Annotated in this window: 20 protein-coding genes; 9 read left to right on the top strand and 11 right to left on the bottom strand. The window is 62.7% G+C overall.

What is annotated here, in order from left to right; all coding sequences use genetic code 11:
• Window positions 1-3 precede the first annotated feature (3 nt).
• On the bottom strand, window positions 4-1,008 hold the full coding sequence (locus tag P0M12_RS11505; protein ID WP_050656902.1) for an ABC transporter substrate-binding protein: 1,005 nt from the start codon (window positions 1,006-1,008) through the stop codon (window positions 4-6).
• 195 nt (window positions 1,009-1,203) lie between these two features.
• Here P0M12_RS11505 and P0M12_RS11500 point away from each other — a divergent pair, with 195 nt between their 5' ends.
• The 3 genes from P0M12_RS11500 to P0M12_RS11490 are packed head-to-tail and all read left to right on the top strand — an operon-like array spanning window position 1,204 to window position 3,224.
• Complete coding sequence (locus P0M12_RS11500) at window positions 1,204-1,986, top strand: helix-turn-helix domain-containing protein (protein WP_003946023.1); 783 nt, start codon at window positions 1,204-1,206, stop codon at window positions 1,984-1,986.
• Window positions 1,983-2,795, top strand: coding sequence for an alpha/beta hydrolase (locus P0M12_RS11495; RefSeq protein ID WP_277377737.1), 813 nt, complete (start codon window positions 1,983-1,985; stop codon window positions 2,793-2,795). The genes P0M12_RS11500 and P0M12_RS11495 overlap by 4 nt, the downstream gene beginning before the upstream one ends.
• Before the next feature lie 42 nt (window positions 2,796-2,837).
• Window positions 2,838-3,224, top strand: a complete 387-nt coding sequence (locus P0M12_RS11490; protein ID WP_050656904.1) for a RidA family protein — start codon at window positions 2,838-2,840, stop codon at window positions 3,222-3,224.
• A gap of 13 nt (window positions 3,225-3,237) precedes the next feature.
• Here the strand turns inward: P0M12_RS11490 and P0M12_RS11485 are convergent, their stop codons facing one another.
• From P0M12_RS11485 to P0M12_RS11445, 9 genes are all read right to left on the bottom strand, one after another.
• A complete protein-coding gene (locus P0M12_RS11485) occupies window positions 3,238-4,488 on the bottom strand; it encodes a reverse transcriptase family protein (RefSeq protein ID WP_082661502.1) in 1,251 nt (416 codons plus the stop codon).
• Between the two features lie 240 nt (window positions 4,489-4,728).
• Window positions 4,729-5,670 (bottom strand): ABC transporter substrate-binding protein, encoded by a 942-nt coding sequence (locus P0M12_RS11480; RefSeq protein WP_003946000.1) that lies wholly within the window; start codon window positions 5,668-5,670, stop codon window positions 4,729-4,731.
• Window positions 5,671-5,711: 41 nt separating this feature from the next.
• Window positions 5,712-6,419: a class II aldolase/adducin family protein gene (locus P0M12_RS11475; RefSeq protein ID WP_003946038.1), complete on the bottom strand. Its 708-nt coding sequence runs from the start codon at window positions 6,417-6,419 to the stop codon at window positions 5,712-5,714.
• Entirely contained in the window at window positions 6,416-7,570 is a 1,155-nt protein-coding gene (locus tag P0M12_RS11470; protein WP_007735501.1) for an LLM class flavin-dependent oxidoreductase, read from the bottom strand. Before P0M12_RS11470 ends, P0M12_RS11475 begins: the two co-directional genes overlap by 4 nt.
• Window positions 7,567-8,676 carry an LLM class flavin-dependent oxidoreductase gene (locus tag P0M12_RS11465; RefSeq protein ID WP_050656907.1) on the bottom strand — a complete coding sequence of 370 codons (1,110 nt, stop codon included), beginning with the start codon at window positions 8,674-8,676 and terminating at the stop codon, window positions 7,567-7,569. The genes P0M12_RS11470 and P0M12_RS11465 overlap by 4 nt, the downstream gene beginning before the upstream one ends.
• Entirely contained in the window at window positions 8,673-9,713 is a 1,041-nt protein-coding gene (locus P0M12_RS11460) for an ABC transporter substrate-binding protein (protein ID WP_277377736.1), read from the bottom strand. The genes P0M12_RS11465 and P0M12_RS11460 overlap by 4 nt, the downstream gene beginning before the upstream one ends.
• Window positions 9,697-10,539: an ABC transporter ATP-binding protein gene (locus P0M12_RS11455; protein ID WP_030537943.1), complete on the bottom strand. Its 843-nt coding sequence runs from the start codon at window positions 10,537-10,539 to the stop codon at window positions 9,697-9,699. The genes P0M12_RS11460 and P0M12_RS11455 overlap by 17 nt, the downstream gene beginning before the upstream one ends.
• Complete coding sequence (locus P0M12_RS11450) at window positions 10,536-11,393, bottom strand: ABC transporter permease (RefSeq protein WP_003946011.1); 858 nt, start codon at window positions 11,391-11,393, stop codon at window positions 10,536-10,538. The genes P0M12_RS11455 and P0M12_RS11450 overlap by 4 nt, the downstream gene beginning before the upstream one ends.
• A 4-nt stretch (window positions 11,394-11,397) precedes the next feature.
• On the bottom strand, window positions 11,398-12,450 hold the full coding sequence (locus tag P0M12_RS11445; protein WP_050656908.1) for an NrtA/SsuA/CpmA family ABC transporter substrate-binding protein: 1,053 nt from the start codon (window positions 12,448-12,450) through the stop codon (window positions 11,398-11,400).
• 247 nt (window positions 12,451-12,697) lie between these two features.
• On the opposite strand from P0M12_RS11445, the gene P0M12_RS11440 reads away from it, so the two are divergent.
• The 4 genes from P0M12_RS11440 (at window position 12,698) to P0M12_RS11425 (ending at window position 16,146) form a co-directional block, all read left to right on the top strand.
• Window positions 12,698-13,447 (top strand): IclR family transcriptional regulator, encoded by a 750-nt coding sequence (locus P0M12_RS11440; protein WP_030537941.1) that lies wholly within the window; start codon window positions 12,698-12,700, stop codon window positions 13,445-13,447.
• 118 nt (window positions 13,448-13,565) lie between these two features.
• Entirely contained in the window at window positions 13,566-14,036 is a 471-nt protein-coding gene (locus tag P0M12_RS11435; protein WP_007735511.1) for an NfeD family protein, read from the top strand.
• Window positions 14,033-14,848: a slipin family protein gene (locus P0M12_RS11430; protein ID WP_003946040.1), complete on the top strand. Its 816-nt coding sequence runs from the start codon at window positions 14,033-14,035 to the stop codon at window positions 14,846-14,848. The genes P0M12_RS11435 and P0M12_RS11430 overlap by 4 nt, the downstream gene beginning before the upstream one ends.
• A gap of 59 nt (window positions 14,849-14,907) precedes the next feature.
• The gene (locus tag P0M12_RS11425) at window positions 14,908-16,146 is read left to right on the top strand and encodes an HNH endonuclease signature motif containing protein (RefSeq protein WP_277377735.1); all 1,239 of its coding nucleotides are present in this window, start codon (window positions 14,908-14,910) and stop codon (window positions 16,144-16,146) included.
• A 65-nt stretch (window positions 16,147-16,211) separates the two neighbouring features.
• Here the strand turns inward: P0M12_RS11425 and P0M12_RS11420 are convergent, their stop codons facing one another.
• Window positions 16,212-16,919: a pyridoxamine 5'-phosphate oxidase family protein gene (locus P0M12_RS11420; RefSeq protein WP_209922871.1), complete on the bottom strand. Its 708-nt coding sequence runs from the start codon at window positions 16,917-16,919 to the stop codon at window positions 16,212-16,214.
• Window positions 16,920-17,016: 97 nt separating this feature from the next.
• Here P0M12_RS11420 and P0M12_RS11415 point away from each other — a divergent pair, with 97 nt between their 5' ends.
• Window positions 17,017-18,402, top strand: coding sequence for a PLP-dependent aminotransferase family protein (locus P0M12_RS11415; protein ID WP_099698555.1), 1,386 nt, complete (start codon window positions 17,017-17,019; stop codon window positions 18,400-18,402).
• Between the two features lie 59 nt (window positions 18,403-18,461).
• Window positions 18,462-20,579 (top strand): NAD(P)/FAD-dependent oxidoreductase, encoded by a 2,118-nt coding sequence (locus tag P0M12_RS11410; protein ID WP_277377734.1) that lies wholly within the window; start codon window positions 18,462-18,464, stop codon window positions 20,577-20,579.
• Window positions 20,580-20,585 lie beyond the last annotated feature (6 nt).

Here is a 20,585-nt window from a genome sequence, read left to right as displayed (position 1 = left end):
AACTCAGTTGGCCGGGGTCAGCAGGGATTCGGCCTCGACCGAATCCGTCAGTACCCCGTACTTGACCAGCAGTTCGATCTCCGTGCCGAGAGCACCCGGTTCCACTACTGCGACGAACTGAGGATTCTTGCTGTTGGCCAGCATTTCGAGCGGAATCTTGGCTTGTGTCGAGAGTGCAGCCTTGACCGCGCCCGGATTCTGATTGGCGTAGTCAACTGATTTGGCAAGCGCGGTACGGAATTTCGCGAGTGAGTCAGGGTTCGCATTGACAAACGATTCCGAAGCGACCAGCGAGGTCCCCGGTACACCGGGTGCGGCCAAGGGGAAGGGGTGGCCGAGGATCTTCAGCCCCGAGTCGGTTGCTTTACTCAGGAACGGATCGATGAGGAATGCCGCGTCGGCCCCGCCGGTGGAAACCAGGTCGCCGAGGTTGGGCATGGGCGCCTGAATGAACGAGACCTTGTTCGCTGCTCCGCCGGATTTCTCCACCGCGGCAGAGATGACTGCTTCGCTGACGGACTTCAAACCGCTGATCGCGACGGTCTTGCCTTCGAGGTCACGGAAGCCGCTGATGGAACTGTCCTTGGCGACCACGAGACCGGACTGGTCGACGCTGTCATTTGCGGCAAAATTCGTGAGCCCGCCGACAATGGTGACGGGCATGTTCTGGCTCCGTGCCTGAATTGCGGCAGCGGCAGTCGTGGCTGCCATATTTGCATTTCCGCTGAGCAACAACGGAATTTGAGCCGAGGAACTAGCGCCGCCCTCCACGAGTTGGATGTCGAGTCCCTCATCGGTGAAGTACCCCTGCTCCATGCCGAGCCAAATCGGTGCGAAGTCCGCGATCGGCTGAGGTGCGATTCGAATCGTGGTGGTCTGGGTGCCCCCGTCGTCGGAGGCCGTGGCGTCGCTCGAACAGCCTGTCAGTGCCAATGCCGCGGTCGCGACTGCGGCCAGGGCAACAACTCTGAACCGTGGTGTCGACCGAAGGGTAAGTCCAACCGTCATGTCCGAAAACCTCTCGCTGGGAAAGATATGACTTCCTTGCCGGTAATCCGGTGGGAAGGTGAAGACGCTCAAAGAATTCCGTACGCCGGAACGATTGTTGTGACTATAGTAATTTCCTAGGCGAATGCCAAGGGTTTTCCAAGAACACGAGATTTCGGATCGCCGGGTACATCCACGGCACCGGGAGGGGATCGGATGACGAAGGGTTCTGCGTCCGCCGTCGACAAAGCGCTGGATCTACTCGAGGCCATCGCGCGCTCGACCACGCCGATGAAGCTCAGCGAACTGGCAGAAGAAGTCGGGATGCTCCGCCCGACTGCGCACCGAGTGCTCGGAGAACTCGCGAACCGTGGTTGGGTCTTCCGCTACGACGGTCGCTATCTCCCCGGCCCGGCTGCACTGCAGGTTTCCCACGAAGCGGCAGCGCATTCGTTGGCGGCCTTGTGCGATCCGACCATGCGGGTGCTGTCCGAGAGCACGGACATGATGGTGAATCTGCAGGTTCTCGAGAGCGGCGGGACGCGGATCATCGCGGCGCTGCGTCCCGAGCGACTCAAGATGATCACTCGTATGCTCGGGGATCTGCTTCCGCCGCACCGGTTCGCGGGTCCGCTCGCGTTGGTGGCGGCACTCGAGGACAACACCCGGGCGCCCTACCTGGCGATGGTGGAGAAGAGTGGCTATCCACTGGAAGGACCCACCGGCTTTCTCGCCGACATCGCCGAGACGCAGAAAACCGGATTCGCCGTTGTCCACAAACGATCTCAGGACATCATCGGTTCGGTCTCGCGTGCAGTGTCTTCCCGCAAGGGGTCTCCGCTCTGTGCGTTGACGGTGATCGGTTTCGATACCGACTTCGATGCGAAAACGACGCGAATGGTCGAAGAACACCTGCTGCGGGCCACCGATGAAGTGCAGCAACTCCTCACTGACCACACTTCGGGCAAGCGCCCGTCCGACACAGGAGAACAAGGATGATTTCAAGGACCGAGGGCTTCATCACCGTCGCAGACGGCGAACGGGTCTGGTACGAGACTGCCGGCGAGGGCCCGGATCTGATTCTCACGCACGGTCTCGGCGGAAATGCGGCCGTCTGGTACCAGCAGGTGCCCTACTTCGCTCAGCACTATCGGGTGATCAGCTGGGATCAGCGAGGATTCGGCCGCTCTACCAACGAGAACGGCAACCACGGCCCGGTAGCGGCAGTCTCTGATCTGATCGAAATCATGGACCTGTTGGCGGTTGATCGAGCGCACGTGGTCGGCCAGTCGATGGGCGGTTGGGCCGCATTGGGGACCGCGATCGCTGTTCCGGACCGGGTGGAGTCGGTAGTCCTGGCCTGCACGACCGGCGGCATTCCCGTCGGATTCGGTCCGGACAGCGCACCTCCCCTCACCGCAGCACCCGTCACCGCGCGGCCCCTGGGGGAGCATCCCGCTGTGGGCGGACGGTTGCCGAGCTTGGACATGGCGAGGGCATACCTGTACCAAGCTCTCGGCACCTTCGGTCATCGCCCACCTGACACCGAGTTCTTCCGAATTCTCAAGGACCACAACTACTCGCCGAGCGATCTTGCCGCGGTGACGGCGCCGGTTCTGCTGATCGCGGGTGAGCTGGACGATTTGATGACACCCGAGCGGATTCGCAGCGCCGCCGAGTTCCTGCCCCACGCCGAAGTGGTCGAACTTGCCGACCGCGGTCACTCCCCCTATTTCGAGGACCCACACGCGTGGAACGAGTTGGTGGCGCACTTCCTGGCCGATGTTCGTGCGCGCCCAGTGCGCTGAAACGCCAACTCGTCACGCATATTCTAACTCCGAGGAGATCTAATGGATTCATCTCAGACCGTCGAGTTCATCCCACCCGCTTTCGATACGCCGTTCTCCACCGGAGTGCGCGTCGGAGACGTTCTGTATCTGTCGGGTCAGATCGGCATGCTCCCGGACGGGACTTTGGCCGACGGCTTCGAAGCGCAGGCTCGTCAGACCATGGAGAACATCGTGGCTTCGCTGATCGCTTACGGTTCCGGCGTCGAAGCAATCTTCAAATGTACTGTCATGCTTGACGACATGTCTCGTTGGCAGGAGTTCAACAAGGTCTACCTCGAGTACTTCCCGGCGTCGAGACTGCCGGCCCGCAGTGCGTTCGGAACAGACGGACTGGCACTGGGTGCGCACATGGAAGTCGAATGCATGGCCTACACCCCGCGGTTCTGACTGCTCGCGGGCACTAACCGTCCCAATCCACACGTTCAGCCAGGCGCAGCAATGTGCGTCGGCGTGTAGTGCTGGTTTCGCCGATGTGCGCGATCCGGCCGTAGATGTGGGCGCGGAAGTTCTCCACGCCATCCCGATTCTGTTCCTGCGCAGAAGTGCTGGCGGCATTGTGCAGCAGGGCGCGCAAGCGATCGTAGTCGTCGCGCGGATACGAGGGTTGGTCGTTGATCACCAGCCCGGTGAGGTGTTGGCGTCGATGAGGGCGCATCACCTTGGTCTTTCGTGGATGGATGGCAAACCCTTCGTCCCTGGCGATCTGCTCGACCGTCCAGAGGAGGGTGCCGACGTCGGCTACTTCGATTCCAGAGAACGCGAGGTCGTCGGCGTATCGGGTGTAGGTGAGCCAGTTCGCTTGTGCGAGTCCACTCAAGCGGATGTCGAGTTTGCGTGCGACGAGATTCGCCAGTGCAGGCGAAGTTGGCGCGCCTTGCGGAAGATGCGCGGTGCGTAGCTGTGATGCCTGTGCATACGGAAGGCCGCGCAGGGTATCGGCAGGTGTTGCAACAGTGCACAATCCGGTGAGAACACCTGCCACTGCGGGTGGATAGCCGAGGGCTGTGAAGACGGCGTGAACGCGGCTGCCGCTGATCGAGGGGAAGAACTGCGCGAGGTCGACGCCGATCACGATTTCCGACTGTGCGTGCGGCGCTGCAAAAGTCAGAGGGCTTCGACCACGGACAAATCCGTGTGCCGCGTCGTGCGGGGGCACCAGGTCGAGGATGCGGCGCAGGATCTTCCGCTGAATTTCGCGCAATCGGGGTTTCGGTACCTCGAGGAGGCGAGCGCCGGCCTTCTTGCTGATCTGCATCGGCCGGTAGTGGCGTAGCGGTCGGGGTTTCGTGCGGAGCCATTCCCCTCGGTCGGCGAACCACTCGAGTTCGGAGATCGTCAGATCCAGTGAACGAGCCAGGTCCACACTGGTGTTGTAGCGGGGAACGTCGAACCGCCACACCGAGGTTTCATTGGTGTCCAGTGAGAGAGGAACAGGCCGCAGGCGAGGTAGTTCGCGAAGCAATCGATACAGAGTCTGCGGTTCGAACGGTGGAGCGGGCATGAGGTCGAGAACGCGCACGGCCAGGAGCGTCGGGGAAACGTCGAAGACGGTTCCGAATGCCTCCTCGAGGCCGCTGAGGGTCCACGGAGCGTCAGCGGCCGCAACGGCCAGACGACGCGCCAACTCGGGATCGAGCTCGAAGTCACGCATGATTCGACTCCGGGATGCGACGGGGCGGGGTGACCAAATCCTTTGTCCGGTGCGGCGGCAAGCACGCGGAGCGTGCCGAACGCCGGTGGACGCAGTATCCAATTCTTCTGGCCGACCCAGGGGTTACCCCTGAGACTGGTCGCGTGGACCAACTCTCACCCACGCGCCGCCGCATTCCTTCACAATGGCAGACCGTTCGGTATCTTTCACGTGTGAAGCGGATCTGTCCGGAGTGGGTCCTCAGATCGACGAACGATCCGAACCGACGAACTCGCTGATCCACGGCACGACTGCTTCGCGGACGGTGACCGCTTTCGGCAGTAGTCCGTTGCTCAGCAGGAGATCGGCCGCGCGCTGCTGCTCGTCCAGGAACTCGTCGGTGACAGGGTTGACACCGAAAGGACGTCCGCGCAGTGCAGCTTCCCAGGCATCGAGGCTCGCGGACCCGCCACGCTTCTCGACGTCGTCGACGAAGACCTGGGCGGCTTCGCGGGGGTTGGCTTCGATCCAGGCGTCGGATTCCTGCAGGGCCTCGATGATCGCCTGGAGGGCCTCCGGGTTGGTATCCGCGAAATCGCGCCGGGTGAACCACAGTGAGGGGTGGCTGAAGAGTCCGTCGGTGGCGATCAGCGTGCGCAGTTCGTGGTTCGCTTCGATGTCCGTCAGCCCCGGGTACGCGCCAACCCAGGCATCGATGGTGCCGTCGACGAGGTCCGCTCCACCACCGCGTACGTCGGTGTCGACAGGGACGATGTCGGACCAGGTCAGCCCCGCCTGATCCAAGGCGAACAACAGAAGTGTGGTCTGCCACGATCCGTGCGCGATGCCGACGCGCTTGCCACGCAGGTCCTCTACCGTGTTGATCTCGGACTCTGCCTTGACTACCAGGCGCCCGTTCTCCACGCGGGGGCCGGAGATTCCGATGTAGACGAGATCGCGGCCCTGGGCCAATCCGGTGACGGGCGGCGTGAATCCGGTTCCGATCACGTCGTATCCGCCCTCCTCGAACAGCCAGTCCGAGTGCAGGGTCGGCAAGGCGTTTTCCGGGTTCACTGCAGGCTTGGCGGGAAGCTCACGCAGGTCCACCCACTCGACATCGGGGAGACGGCGTTCGAGGATTCCGGTGTGGCGCAGTACGAACAGCGAATTGTTGTGTGGGAAGTATCCGACGCGAACGGTCATGAGATCTACGGTTTCCTGTTCTGAATCAGTGATGGGGGTGTCTAGATGAGGCCGCGTCGACGCGCCTCGTCGGCGAGTCCGCTGCGGCCCCACTGCACGGCGAGGTTGGACGGATCGAATTCGACCGAACCGCCGAGGGATTCGGCGATCGCCTGGAACTGTGCGCCCTCCTCGAGGAGGACGACGAACTTCGCGAGGTCGAGCAACCCGCTGCGGCCGATGACGTTGACCCCGCCGTTGGCTTCGAAGATCGCCACCAGATCGGGATCGTGTTCGAGACGCTCGAGAATGAAATCGCCTGCAGAACGGGACCGATCGATGTGCGGCGGAATCTCTCGGGAGAGCGTCAGCCTCTGCGAAGCCGCATAGCGGATGGGTAGCGTCCGATGTGTCTGTGCCCAACCGCCGAGCCACGGTGTGTGGATGTGGACAACGCTGGTGATTTCCGGATGCTGACGGAAGACCGATGCGTAGCCGGTGACAAATCCGGCCGATCCGTTGCCGGACAGCACCTCTCCATCGAAGGTGGCGACAACCGGTGACACCGATGGGTCATCCGCCCACGGTCCCGGATCGTTCAGTGCAACTGCGATTTCGGTGCCGGGCACGCGTTCGACGAAGTTGACGGTCCCGTTGGCTGCAACCGTTCCGGTCTTGCGGAAGACGTCGAATGCTTTGTCTGCTGCTTTGCGAGCTTCTTCGACGAATGCTGCGGTATCGGTGTCGAGTCGAGTTTCGGTGGTGGTCATCGAGTCTCCAGTCCAGAAGGTGTGATCGGGGTGCGCTGCAGGAGGGGAAGAACTTCTTCGCCGACGCGGTATGCCTCTTCGAGATGCGGGTTACCGGCGAGGATGAAGGCGTCGACGCCCAGTTCGCGCAGCTCGTCGAGTCTTTCGGCGACCTGCTCGTAACTGCCGACCAGTCCGAACGCCGGTCCGCCGCGGATGAGGCTGAAGCCGCACCACACGTTGGGTTGCACTTCCAGATCTCGGTAGCCGGTGATGTGTTCGGGTACCCAGCCTTTGATGCGGGCGGCGCCCACCGAGTCACCCTGGGCTGCACGGTCGGCGGCCCCCTTGTCGACGAAGGCCCAGCCTTTCTCGATCTCGGCCCATGCGGCTTCTTCGGTGTGCCGGGCTACGACGTCGATGCGTACGGCGAATTTCGGCGTGCGTCCCAGTTTGGCCGAGTTCTCCCGCACTCCGTCGATCTTGGCTCTGAGATCGGCGTACGGCTCCAGCCAGGAAAGGTAGTAATCGGAGTGCAGTCCGGCGGCGGCGACGGCTGCGGCCGAAGATCCGGAGAAGTACACCTCGGGAAACGGTTGGCCGGCCAGTCCGGTTGGCAGTGCGGCGCCGTGGGTTTGGAAGAAGCGACCGTCGAAGTCGAAAGGTTCGCCGTCCCACACACCCTTGAGGACATCGAGGAATTCGGATGTCCTGGTGTAGCGATCGTCGTGGTCGACTTTGTCGCCCCACCACAGCTGAGGCGCTCCGCCTCCACCACTGATGATGTTGTAAACCAGACGTCCGCCGGTTGCGCGCTGCAGACTGGCCGACATTCGCGCGGCCTGGACCGGGTGCAGGAACCCTGGTTGGAACGCAACCATGAAACGGTAGGTGGTGGTCTCGGCGGCCAACGCTGCTGCGGTCGCCCACGGATCCTCGGTCATCGGGAAAGACGGCAGAAGTCCACCGAGGAACCCTGCGGACTCGGAAGCCTTTGCCACCGCGGCCATGTGGTCGATGTAGCTGTATCCGTCCAGTTCGCCGCCGCGGATCGCGGGAGCAATGTTGCCCGGCCCGTATCCACCGGCATCGCCGCGGTTGTAGCGACGCGGAGTACGCAGCGACGCGTGGTCGCCTTCCATCCCGATCCGCCAATAGAAATCGATGCTCATGCGGTGGCCTTCTCTTCTGTGGTGGCCTTCTCTTCCTTGCGAATCCGACCCTCGGGATCGACCAGGTGCAGGAGATGCTCGCCCGCCCGGTGCAGCTCTTCGATGTGTGGCCGACCGGACAAGACGAAACCGTCCACGCCGATATCGCGATACGACGACAATCGCTGCGCCACCTCCTCGTAGCTTCCGACGAGGCCGATACTGTGCTCGTAGCCGATGCGGTCGAATCCGGACCACAGGATGCCGCCCCGATCGATCTCGAGTGCAGCGGAATCGGCTTCTCTCAGTTGCCGTTCGACGCGAGCCCAGGCTTCGTCCGCTGTTTCCCTCGCGATGATCGGGATGCGCAGGACCTTCTCGACGGTCCTGCCGAGTTCGGATGCTCGGTCGTCGAGGGTGGTGATCCGTGTCGACAACTCGTCGCCGGCAAGGGTGAACTGATGGACATCGGCATGGTGGGCCGAGAGTTCCAGAGCTTCCGGCGAGTCCCCGGTCAGATGTACTCGGGGAAAACGGAGTCCCGACAAGATGCCTCGGAATCCGCCGCCGAGTACGTCGTAGTATTCGCCGTCGAAGTCGTAACCCGTACCGCCGAATCCGCCAGGGAGAATCTGCTCCTCGTTCCATACGCCACGGGCCACGGTCAGGAACTCCGCGGCGCGCGCGTAGCGGTCGGCTCCTCGAACCACGTCGCCGCGAGCAGCGGCGTCTTCGGGGTCCGTCTCTACCTTCACTCGCCATTCGAGACGACCTGCCGACAGGCGCTGAAGTGTCGCCGACATTTTGGCGGCGTAGACGGGGGTGCCGAAAGTGGGGTGAAACTCCACGACCACTCGCGAATGACGCGTCTGACGTAGGGCGGCGGCAGCAACGATCCAGGATTCTTCGCCATTCGGATCGTACGGTGCAACAACGCCGTCGACGCCCGACAGTTCGGCGGCGAGAACGATCTGTGCCAATTCGTCGAAGGGCCCGAAGTTTCCGGGACGAACATCGGTCGCGACGGTAGTCGGTCGCTGCGGCCCGAAGCCGCCGCGACTGTTCAGTGCGGCCACCGCCCGGCGTCCGTCACCGCGAGACGGTAGCTCCCAGTAGACGTCCGTCATTCTGCTGTGCCCTTCTGCGCAACGAGGTTGCGTGCCTGTTCCAGTGGTTCGTGTGCCACCCAGGACTGCAGGTCGAAGTCGGCGGCAAGGAAGCCGTGCGCATACAGGAATTGTTTCTGCACGCCGAGCAGGTCCACACGCTCGTCAGACAGGCTCAAATGCAGTCCGGTGTGGAAGTTCTCGCCGTACGCTGCCACCACACCTTCGGGCCCCGACTGTGTTTCGGTCTGCAGAACGGCTCGGACCTCGTCGATGTTGGCTGCGGCCCAGTCCGCCGCTCTCAGGCTCTCGGCGAGGAAACCCACGACGATGTCCGGGCGTTGTTCGAGTAGGTCGGCATGAACTGTGATCGGTCGTGGGGTGCCGTTGTTGACGCGATCACGTAGCGATGCAGTGGAATCGAGATCGACGGCAACGGCGAGACCATGTTCGCGGGCAACTTCCTGGGCGCGGGCACCCTTGACGTAGATGGCGTCGACGTCGCCGCGTAGCAGGGATTCGACGCCCCACGTCGTGTTGCGGGTGGACGAGGCGGTGCGGACCTCGGGGGCTGCCGTCGTCGCAACCTCGACGAGAGTGACGTCGGCAAAACTCAACTCGCCGAGTCGAAGTGCGGAGGCGAAGCCGTGCAGGGCCATGGCACGGGGGAAGCTCCTGGCCTGATCTGCCGCCCAGGCCGGGATGCCGATCCGAGCGCCTGCCAGAAGACCGGCTTCTCGGATGTCGGAGTCTCCGCGCACCAGGATTGCCTGGGCCTCGTCGATCCAGGTGAGCCCGATGAGCCTCGTCGGAGAACCACTGGCACGCGCGGCCAGTGCGGGGACGTTGCCGCCTTCGCGAATGAGTCCGGAGAGGTGGTGATCGAAATGGCGCACTGCCAATTCCGGTCCGGCATCTTGCAGTACGCCGAAACGCACTCCGGAGTCGTTTGCCGTCCGGTCGAGCCAACCGAGACTGTTGGCGAGGCCGCTGGCGGTGGGAACGGGGCAGCGGGTGTACCAGAGTGTGTCGATTGCGGAATCAGCGATCAATGTCATGACTGTCCTGTCCGTCGGGGAAGGTGCGACCGACGCCGAGTTCCTTCAGGAAACTCGCTCGGTAGCGCAGAGATTCGGGATCGTTCCGATCGCGGGGGCGTGGCAGGTCGATGTCGACATCCACGGCAAACCCGCCCTTGTCGAGGATGAGCACACGGTCGGCAAGTCGTACGGCTTCGTCGACGTCGTGCGTGACGAGCAGTACTGCCGGACGGTGGCGGGCGACCAGATCGCCTACCAGGTCTTGCATTTGGAGCCGTGTCAGAGCGTCGAGGGCTGCGAACGGTTCGTCGAGTAGCAGCAGTTCAGGTTCACGGACGAGAGCGCGCGCCAATGCGACGCGTTGGGCCTCGCCGCCGGAGAGGGTGGCCGGCCAGGCGCGGTGCTTGTCCGCGAGGTTGACCTCGGCGAGTGCGTTGCGTGCATTGTCGGTCACCTGACGTGACCGTTTCTGTCCGACTGTGACATTGGCCAGAACTCGCTTCGACGGTATCAATCGCGGTTCCTGGTAGACGACCGTGCGGTCGCGTGGGACCAGCACATCACCGCTGTCCGGTGCTTCCAAACCGGAGAGCACTCGCAGCAGGGTCGTCTTGCCGGTGCCGCTGGGGCCGAGGAGAACGACGAACTCGCCGCGCGTGATCTCGAGGTCGATACCACCTAGAACAGTCTTGTCACCGAACGACTTACGCACTCCGGTGAGCGAGACCGCTACCGGTGATCCGGCACGTCGCTCGGCCGCGGTGGTGCCGGTCCGCTCACGGGCCGCCAACGGCGGCAGAGGTGCTTCGGTGGATGGCAGCGAGCCGATGGTTGTATTCGTCATCGCGCCACCGACAATCTCCGCCACGGCATGGAGTACCGCTCGATCAGTCTGACGATTGCGTCGAAGATGAGTCCCAGTGCCGCGTACATGACGATGCACAGAACCATGTAGTCGGTGCGGTTGTATTCCTGCGCCAGGGTGACCAGATATCCGATGCCCTCACGTGTGCCGACCTGCTCGGCGGCGATCAATCCGGTGATGCTGAGCGACAGGCAGATTCGAAGCCCCATCAGAACACCGGGGAGGGCGGTCGGAAGAATCGCTCCGAACACCAGTCGCCAACCCGTCAAGCCGAAACCTTGTGCCGCTTCCACCATCTTGCGATCGACTCCGCGCACTCCCAGGTAGGTGTACGCGTACATGGGGGCGACGGTCGCGACGGCGATCAGGACTACCTTGAAGGTTTCGTCGATACCGAACCAGGCGATGAACAACGGAACGAGCGCGAGGAACGGAACCGCGCGGTTGATCTGCATGGTCGAGTCGATCAGTTCTTCGCCGAGCGAGGAGAGACCGGACAGAACCCCGAGCACCAATCCGACGATCACACCGACCGAAACACCGAGTGCGGCACGTTGAAGCGACGCGAGACCGAAGTCGACCAACTGACCCGACTGGTACAGCTCGGCGAATGCCGTCCACACCGCCGGAGGTCCGGCCAGGATCTCTTCGCGGATCAGTCCGGTAGCGGATCCGATCCACCATCCGGCAACCAGCAGCGCGGGCACGAGGAAGCGGAGTGGGATCGAGACCCACTTGGGCCTGCTGCGATTGCGGCGGTAGCGGGGCGTTTCGAGTTGCGGATGCTCCACTGACGGCGACGCAGTTCGTGCGGGCCGGGTCAGCGTCACCATCGGGTCACTTCCCCTCGGTGGTGGGCGCTGCCGCTGCCGAACCTGCCACAGCACCCTGGAGGTCGAAGATCACGTCACTGCCCTTGATCGGCTGCTGGATCACCTTGTTGTCGGCGAACAACGTGGAGATCGATTCGAGGTCGGTAGCGTCGGCTGCAGTCGGGTAGCGGAAGTTGGTGATCTGGCCGCCCAGGGTGATCGCGTCGTCGAGTCGCTGTCCGGAGAGTGCGCGCGGACCGGTCTGTTCGAAGACGTTCTCGAATGCTGCCGGGTCGGCCTGCTGCTTCGCGGTGAGTTCCTGGGTGACCTCGAGGAACTTCTGGACCACTTCGGGGTGCTCTTCGAGTACAACGGTGCGGCCGGCAATGATGGTGCTGTCCACGGAGTCGATGCTCGCCTCGGTTGCGATCTCGACCGCGCCCTTGGCCTTGGCCTCCTGATACGGAATCAGGAACGATGCCCAGGCGTCGACCTGCCCGGTGGAGAATGCCGACGCCGCGTCAGCCTGTTGCAGCGGAACACGTTCGACGGAATCGATCGGCACTCCGGCCTGCGTCAGAGCCTTGAGCGTGATGTACTCGCCCTTGCCTGCAGGGTTGACGGCGATGCGCTTGCCGGCCAGATCTGCGACGGTCTTGATGCCGGACTCCGGAGTGGCGATGATGCCGGCCTGGTCCTTGTTGTACGGGTCGGAGGTGGCGAAGATGCGGACACCCACGTCCTTGGACAGTGCGCCGACGACGGGACTGTATGCGCCGGTTTGGATGTCGAGTTCACCGCTGTTGAAGAGTTTGAGGTTGGAGCTGAATCCCGGTGTGGTCTTGACCCATTCGATCTTTGCGCCCAGCGGTGCCAGAGCCTCGTCGTAGGTTCCGTCACGCTTGCCGACGGCGATGGCACCGGAGTTTCCGGGATCGAAGACCTTGAGCGTGAAGTCTGCGCTGGAATTGCCTGCGGCGCTGTCGGAATCGGAAGACCCACACGCCACCGCCAACCCGGCCAGCGGGATCATGGCGAGCGCAGCGGCAGCTCGTGGCAGTCGGCGGAAGCGGGACATGTATGTGGCTCCTTCAGGCGTTGAATCGTCAGAACTGACGACGATGACGCTATTGGGTGCCTGTCCGTTTTACCCCCGTTTGTTTTCTGGAGATTGGAAATCTTGACAACATCGGAAGTCTGTTCATCTGGGCTTTTGTAGGTCCACGTTCGGTTCCTTTCCATCTGATGGAAAGGATGGCCGGACTGCTGGGTCCGTGTTAGCGTCCGATTCTCAGGTCGATCAGGCCACAGCGAAAGGATCGTTCGTGACGGACGCACGCGGCGCGGGAGTTCAGACGGTAACCCGTGCCCTGACCATGCTCACATGTTTTCGCAGTGGCGAAGAACTGGGAGTCTCGGAAGTTGCGCGGCGACAAGAGCTTGCGGTCAGCACCACGCATCGATTGCTGCAGTCGCTCGTCGACGCGGGATTTCTCGAGAAGGACGACGCAACCAGTCGGTATCGCATCGGCGCGGCGCTGGCGGCTTACGGACAGGTCTCCTACCGGCAGCATCGGATCTATCTGTCCGAGCCCTATTTGGAGCAATTGGCCGCGACGACAGGAGCATCCGCTTCCCTGGCAGTGCGAAGCGGAAGTGAGGTGGTGTTGCTCGGATTCAGTCGGTGGCGCGAGGCCGACGGGCACGTGCTGCAGGGTGTCCGCCTTCCCTTGCATGCGAGCGCACTGGGGAAAGCCTTTCTGGCTTGGTCCGATGTCGACGATTCCGAGCTGGCTGCGCTGCCACGTGAAGCGACCACTCAGCGTGCGATCACCGATGTCGCCGGTATCCGCCGGGAACTGGAACTGACTCGTGAGCGAGGATACGGATTCAACGACGAGGAGTTGACCCCGGATTTCCGAACGATCGGAATTCCGATCATCGATGGATCCGGCACTGTGCGTTACGCTCTCGGGCTTCGTGGTCCGGTCGAGCTGATGATCGACGAACGGATTCCGTTTCTCGCCGACCTTGCCAAGGTGACTGCACGACAGATCGGTGAGGTCCTTCTCTGACGTGATGTGAAAGCGCTTGTGGCAGATCCGGCCGAACGTGATTACCGTTGAAGTCGAGGGCGCGATCGCACAATGGCTACGCGACGTGACCGCGTCCTCGCGAGCGTGGAGACGAGTGATGACGACGATCGGTGTCGTTGCCCTGTTGCTGGGCGTCCTGTTGATTGTGGTCGAGGCGCATGCCCCAACCGCGGGGGTGCTCGGTGCGCTTGGAGCACTCATGATCGGTGCCGGCGTCTGGATGCTCTTCACATCCGACGGTATCGGCCAATTGATCGCGATCCCGGTGACGGCGGGGGTCGCGGTAGTCGGCCTGGGCGTGGTGGCGGTAGCGAGTCGAAAAGCGCTTACCGCGCGCCGCGCTCCCGTGCGTACGGGGACGGAATCTCTTGTCGGCTCGGACGCGACCGTTCGCAGTTGGACCGGTGCGCAGGGTCAGGTCGAGCTCGACGGCGGATTATGGCGTGCTCGAATGGAATTCGGGTACGACGATTCTGTGCCTGCCGTGGGCGAATCCGTCGTCGTAGAGCAGGTTCGAGGCCTGACTCTGAAAGTGCGCCGTCGTGAACCGTGGGAGCTGCCGCTATGACCACCGTGCTTGTCGTGTTGTCCGTGTTTGTCGTGCTGATTGCAGTCCTTGTGGGCATGTCGGTGAGAGTTCTGCGCGAGTACGAGCGCGCGGTGGTGTTCCGCCTCGGTCGACTGATCACCTTGAAGGGTCCTGGTCTGGTGATTCTGGTGCCGGCGATCGATCGCATGGAGCGGGTCAGTCTGCGAACCGTCACGCTGAAGATACCGGTCCAAGAAGTGATCACTCGCGACAACGTCCCCGTGAAGGTCACCGCCGTCACGTACTTTCGGGTCGTCGACGCTGACCGTTCGATAGTCGAGGTCGAGGATTTTCTGGCCGCCACCTCACAGATCGCCCAGACCACACTGCGCTCCATTCTCGGTAAAGCTGAGTTGGACTCGCTCCTCTCCGAACGTGAACGGCTCAACGAGGACTTGCAGAAGGTAATCGATCAGCAGACCGAGCCGTGGGGAGTCAAGGTCACGACCGTCGAGATCAAGGACGTCGAGATTCCGGCCAACATGCAGCGCGCCATCGCCAGGCAAGCAGAGGCCGAAAGAGAGCGGCGAGCCAAGATCATCAACGCCGACGCCGAGTTTCAGGCTTCGGCCAAGCTCGCCGAGGCGGCCGAGGTGATCAGCCGCAATCCGACCACCCTGCAGTTGCGATATCTGCAGACACTTCACGAGATCGGTAGCGAGAACAACTCCACCGTTGTCTTCCCCTTGCCGCTGGATCTTGTCCGGCCCTTTATCGGTGGCGGAGTTGCGGCAACTCCCGCGACCCAAGAACCTGCCCGTTTCGCCTGGAATGCGAAAGTTGTTGATTAGCATCTAGTTTCGGTTATCCGTTCCTTGTATTCGAAACTATGTTCGATTAGACTTTCGGCATGGACAGTCGGGATGCGTGGCAGCTGGATGGCGAGGGCCTCAAGGGGGAGGTTCTGGATCTGGTGCGTGTCCGGCACGAGTTGCAGTCGCGGTTGGTGTTGCTGATCGTGGAGGTGTTTTCCCGTGAGGTTCTCGGCGGGAAGGGTTTTCGGGCGATCGCGCAGTGGTTGCATGGTTCGACGAATTTGGAGATCGGTGAGTGCAGTCTGCTGGTCGGGTTGGCGCGGTTGTTGATGCTCGAACCTGTTGTCGCGGATGCGTTTCACCGTGGTGATGTGGATGCGTTGAAGGCGCGGCAGGTTGCGTCGTTTTGTCAGCATCCGCCGAAGAACATGACGCCGGCGGACGTGGACAAGGCTCGCGGGATCTTGCTCGGGTTGGCGTCGAAGAACATCGCCGATTGTGATGCGGTGCGGGCGGCGATCCGGCGGATCGAGAAGCAGTACGGCAAGCGTGAGGACGGTGTTCCGGTCGGCGAGGATTCGGAGCGTAACGAGTTCTACGCCTCGAAAGGTTTGTACGGGCGGGTGTCGGTGAAGGGTGACTTGGATGCTGTGAACGGGGCGCGTCTGATCACGTTGTTGTCGAGTCTGTCGGCGCCGACGCCGGAGAAGGACGGTGTCAAGGACACGCGTACGCCGGCGCTGCGGCGGGCGGACGGGTTCTGCGAGTTGTTGCGGCGGTACGAGCGGGCGGGGTTGGGTCCGATCGAGGGCGGGGTGAAACCGCACATCACGGTGACCGCGTCGGCAAAAGACATGACCGACCTCAAGGCGTTGAAAGACCTCCTGCCGTCCACGGAGGAGTTGGGGTTCGCGTGGACGGATTGGGTGGGCCCGATCAGTATCGATACCGCCCGGATGTTGGCGTGCGACTGCACCGTGACGCGAATTTTGTTGGATGAGAATGGTGTTCCGCTCGACTGCGGTAAGGAAGCGAGAACGGCGACGGTGCCGCAGCGGCGGGCTCTTGCGGTTCGGGATGGTGGGTGTGCGTTTCCGGGGTGCGGGACACCGTCGGGGTGGTGCGATGCCCATCATATTGTTCACTGGAACGATGGCGGCCCAACGGATCTCGATAATCTGATCTTGTTGTGTGGTCATCATCATCGGACACGGCACCACACCGAATGGCGGGTGGAGATCGGTCCGGATCGCAAATCGGTGTTCTATCCGCCGATGTCGATCGATCCGGATCAACAGCCGATCGGCGGGAACAGCCCACCTACAGCAGCCTGAACGGGCGCAACTGAATACGTACACACCGGGGCTTAGCCATGCCCCGGTGTGTACGGCGTGTGCGGTCAGAGCATTGTCGAGATATGGTCCGGAAGCGCGACACCGGAGTCGAGATCCTCGGACGGGACCGGTTCACCGAAGTGCGTAGCTGCGGGAACTACTCCAGCCCAAACGGTTTCGACACCGATGTCGGCGGCATCGTCACCGGGGCCGCCGGTGCGAGCCTTGACGGAAGCCTCGTACAACGGCAGCGCAAGAACGATGGTTGCCGCCATTTCCTTGCGCGTGTGTTCCCGCAAGTGTTGGGAACGTCCGGGAACCACCTGGTCGACGATCAGATTCAAAGCCTTCACGCGCTCGTCGCCGTCGGTCACGACTCGAGGTGATCCGACGATGACGCCGCTGCGGTAGTTCATCGAGTGGTGGAAGCCCGACCGAGCCAACACGAGCCCGTCGAGGATCGTGATGGTGATGCAGATTTCGCTGTCGGGAGCCAAGCTCCGTGAAGCGACTGAACCGTGAACATAAATAGATCCGCCGCGGTCGGGGCCGTCGAGGTCGAACCCGTAGGCGGTGGGAAACACCATGGGAACTCCGCCGACGTTCACGCCCATGTGGCACAGCTTCGCGGACTGCAAGACGTCGACGAGTGCCGCGCGTTCTGCGACGCCGTGGTGGCGGGCGCGCTTGTGCGTCGTACGTGCTGTCGGGGACAGCGGAATAGGTGCAGTGGGGGCAGGAGCAGGGGCAGCAAAGACAACGGAATCTGTCATGCAGACAATGCTGGTGGCAAAGTGGCTTCAAGTCATGGTCCAATCAGTGGAGACTTCGATAGGCCACTTCGATTTGCCACTTCCGGGAGGGTTCTGAATGTTTCTGCCTTCGGCGGTAGCCGTCGTCCTCGACCGGACAGATCGGCGGGCGCTCCCGGTCCAGATTGCCGACCACCTCAGAGCTGATATCCGCAGTGGTAAGGCGGCAGTGGGTCTGAGGTTACCCAGTTCCCGGAAGCTGGCGGCGGAGCTCGAGGTGGCGCGGGGCGTCGTGGAACGGGCGTATGAGCAGTTGATCGCCGAGGGTTGGCTTGTCGCTGTGCACGGCTCAGGCACCTTCGTTGCCGAGGCGCCCTCCCCCATGGTCACTCCCACGACTACACCGAAGAAGGCCGCCGACAAGATGTCACCCAGGGTGCAGCTCCGGCCGGGCGTGCCGTGGACGCCACCGCGTGCATCGGCAGCGTGGCGGCGGGCGTGGCGTGACGTCGGGTCCAAACCGCCACCTTTCGAGGATCCCGATCCTGCGGGTGACTACGAATTGCGTTCGGCACTATCGGAATTACTGGCAAGAGCCCGCGGAATGTCGGTTGAACCCGAGAGAATCCTGATCACCTCAGGTGCCACGCATGGTCTCGGCCTCGCCCTGTCGGCTCTGCGTACCCGTGGTGCTGTTCTGGCGATGGAAGATCCCGGATACCGGTATGCGTCCTCGGCCGCTACAGCCTGTGGATGGTCGCTGCTCGACGTGCCCGTCGACGCTCATGGTCTCTGTGTCGACCAACTCGAAACTGCGTCGGAGAGCGTCCGTGGCGTGTATGTGACACCGTCCCATCAGTATCCGACGGGTGGGCTGCTTCCGGTAGGTCGGCGCAACCAGTTGATCGAGTTCGCCCGCGTCCGCGACGTCGTCCTGTTCGAGGACGACTACGACTCCGAATTCCGTTACGACGTAGCACCTTTGCCTGCGCTTGCCCAGTTGGCTCCTGATCGGGTGGTGTATCTCGGAACAGTTGCCAAGACGCTCGGCGCCGGAATTCGATTGGGCTGGTTGGTGGCTCCCCTCGACCTGGTCGACCGCATAGCAGTACACCGCAAGCGAATCGGCGACTTCCCGTCGGTTCCGCTGCAGCAAGCACTCCTGTCCCTGCTCCGTGACGGCGAATGGGATCGAGCGGTGCGTACCGCCCGGCGCAGGTACCGGGAGCGTGATCGGGCGGTCGAGGAAGCGCTGTCATCGTTCGGTGAACTGCGGGGTCTCGGCGCCGGCATGCACACGACGCTCATGCTCGACGCGGATCTGGCAGCGACCGTCGCTCGCGAGGCGCTCCTGCACGGCGTCGAAGTGCCCACCCTGGTCGAGTCCACCCGAACGCACGGAGACCCCGGCGGATTGGTCATCGGCTACGGACGGGTGGAATCCGCGGACCTCGAATATGCGCTCGAGGTGATAGCCGAGTGCCTCGCACGTCACAGCGCGTGAAGTCTCGTTGATCGGGAGTGCGGCAACGGATGGGCGTGGTCCAGTTCTAGCGTCTGCTCGTGACGATCCGAAGCCAGACCTTTCCGCACCTGCTCGCACCAGGCACCATCGGCCCGATGACCGTGCCCAATCGCGTGGTTCTCCCTGCGATGGACATGAACCTGTGTGAAGACGGGGAAATCGAAAAGGGCGACATCGACCACTTCGTGGCGCGTGCAGCTGGTGGAACGGGTCTGATCATCACCGGTTGCTGCGCTGTTGCGTATCCGCTGGGCTGCACCAGCCGCAAGGAACCGGGGCTTTCGGAAGACCGGTTCATCCCCGGTCTCAAGGCGTTGGCCGACGCAGTCCACGACGCAGGCAGCAAGCTCTGTGTGCAGATGACACACCACGGCAAGGTGGCGCGCATCGATACCCTCGACGGCCGACCGCAGTTGGTCCCGTCCACGCCGAAGCCGCCGGGTGACATGAGCGCGATGGCCGATTGCACGCCAGAAGAACTGGGCAAGATGGCTGCCATCAACGAGGGCAAGAGGGCTACGTACCACGAGGCCACCAAGGAAGATCTTGATTGGCTGGTTCGCATGTTCGCCGAGGCTGCCGGACGGGTGAAAGCGGCGGGCGGCGACGCCGTCGAGATTCACTGTGCCCACAACTACGTTCTCGGAGCGTTCCTGAGTCGGTACACGAATCAGCGCAGCGACGAGTACGGAGGTTCCGTGGAGAACCGTGCACGCCTGGCTTGTGAGGTTATTCGGGCGGTCAAGGAGGAGGTCGGCGGTGCGCTTGCCGTCATCGTGCGTCTGGCCGGTCAAGAGTACGGCGAAACCGACGGGCTGACCGTCGACGAGGCTGCTGCGGCTGCCAAGATGTTCGAAGAGGCCGGCGCTGACGCCATTCACGTCACCGGTACCGCGCTGAATGCTTTTGCCAACTTCACCGACGGACCCCTGCCCGACAAGGTCGGCTACTACACCGACAACGCAACGCGAATCAAGCAGGCGATATCGATCCCCGTGATCACGGTCGGACGTATGCTCCCCGAGGTCGGCGAGAAGATGATCGCGGAAGGTCGCACGGATTTCGCCGCAATGGGCCGCCAGCTCCTGGCCGATCCACAGTTGGTGAACAAACTCAAAGACGGTGCACCCGAGCGGGTTCGGCCTTGCATCAATTGCTACGTCTGCGTGCAGGAGAACTTCTGGGACGAGACGCCGCTATGCGCTGTCAATCCCGCGCTCGGCAACGAAGCGCTTCTCCCCTTCGTCCGGACCAGCACTCCGAAACGCATTGTTGTGGTCGGAGCGGGCCCCGGTGGTCTCGAGACGGCCCGCGTGGCCGCTGAACGTGGGCACCGAGTCACGATGTTGGACAAGTCCGATCGCCTCGGTGGCACCCTGTGGTTCTCGAGCCTCACTACCCCGGACAACGGGCGTCTGCTCAGCTGGTTGAAAGTGGAAATCGAGCGTCTCGGTGTCGATGTTCGACTGAAGACCGAAGCCTCGGTTGCCTCGATCCGGGCACTGAACCCCGACGCCGTAGTCGTGGCCACCGGTGCGGTTCGTGAGCGGCCTAGCGTTCCGGGCGGCGACTTGCCGCACGTGCACACCGGTGATTCGTTGCGCGCGTTGATGACCGGAGCGGGAGACGTCTCACAGGTACCGCCGTTCCTGCGGACGATGGCCAAGTTGGGCAAGCTGTCCGGTATCACCAAGAGCCCCGCGGCGATCCGAGCTGTGACCCGCAAGTTCCTGCCCATGGGTAAGGACGTTGTCGTGATCGGTGGTTCGCTTGTCGGACTCGAGCTTGCAGAGTTCCTGGCCGAGCGAGGTCGCAATGTGACGCTGATCGAAGAAGGCCAGCAGTTGGGCATTCCGATGGCGATGCCGCGCCGCTGGACGGCTGTGCGCCACGCCAAGCATGTCGGTGTGGACATTCACCGCAATTCAACGGTGCAGCGCATCACCAAGGAGCACGTCGAATTCCGTTCCGGTGACAAGACACGGACCGCTCCGGCCGACATGGTTGTCGTCGCCTCGGGAGTGTCGGCGCAGGCGCCACTGGCCGATTCTCTGATCGGCGTCGTCTCCGACGTGCACGTGGTCGGTGACGCGGTGAACGTCGACTACATCGAGGGCGCGATGCACACGGCGTGGAAAGTCGCGATGGATCTGTAGTTCAGC

The organism is Rhodococcus sp. RCBS9, assembly GCF_029457415.1.
In the GTDB taxonomy this organism is placed as follows: Bacteria; Actinomycetota; Actinomycetes; order Mycobacteriales; family Mycobacteriaceae; genus Rhodococcus_F; species Rhodococcus_F qingshengii.
The sequence above is the reverse complement of the archived record's forward strand: the minus strand, read 5'-3'. Positions and strand labels throughout refer to the sequence as shown.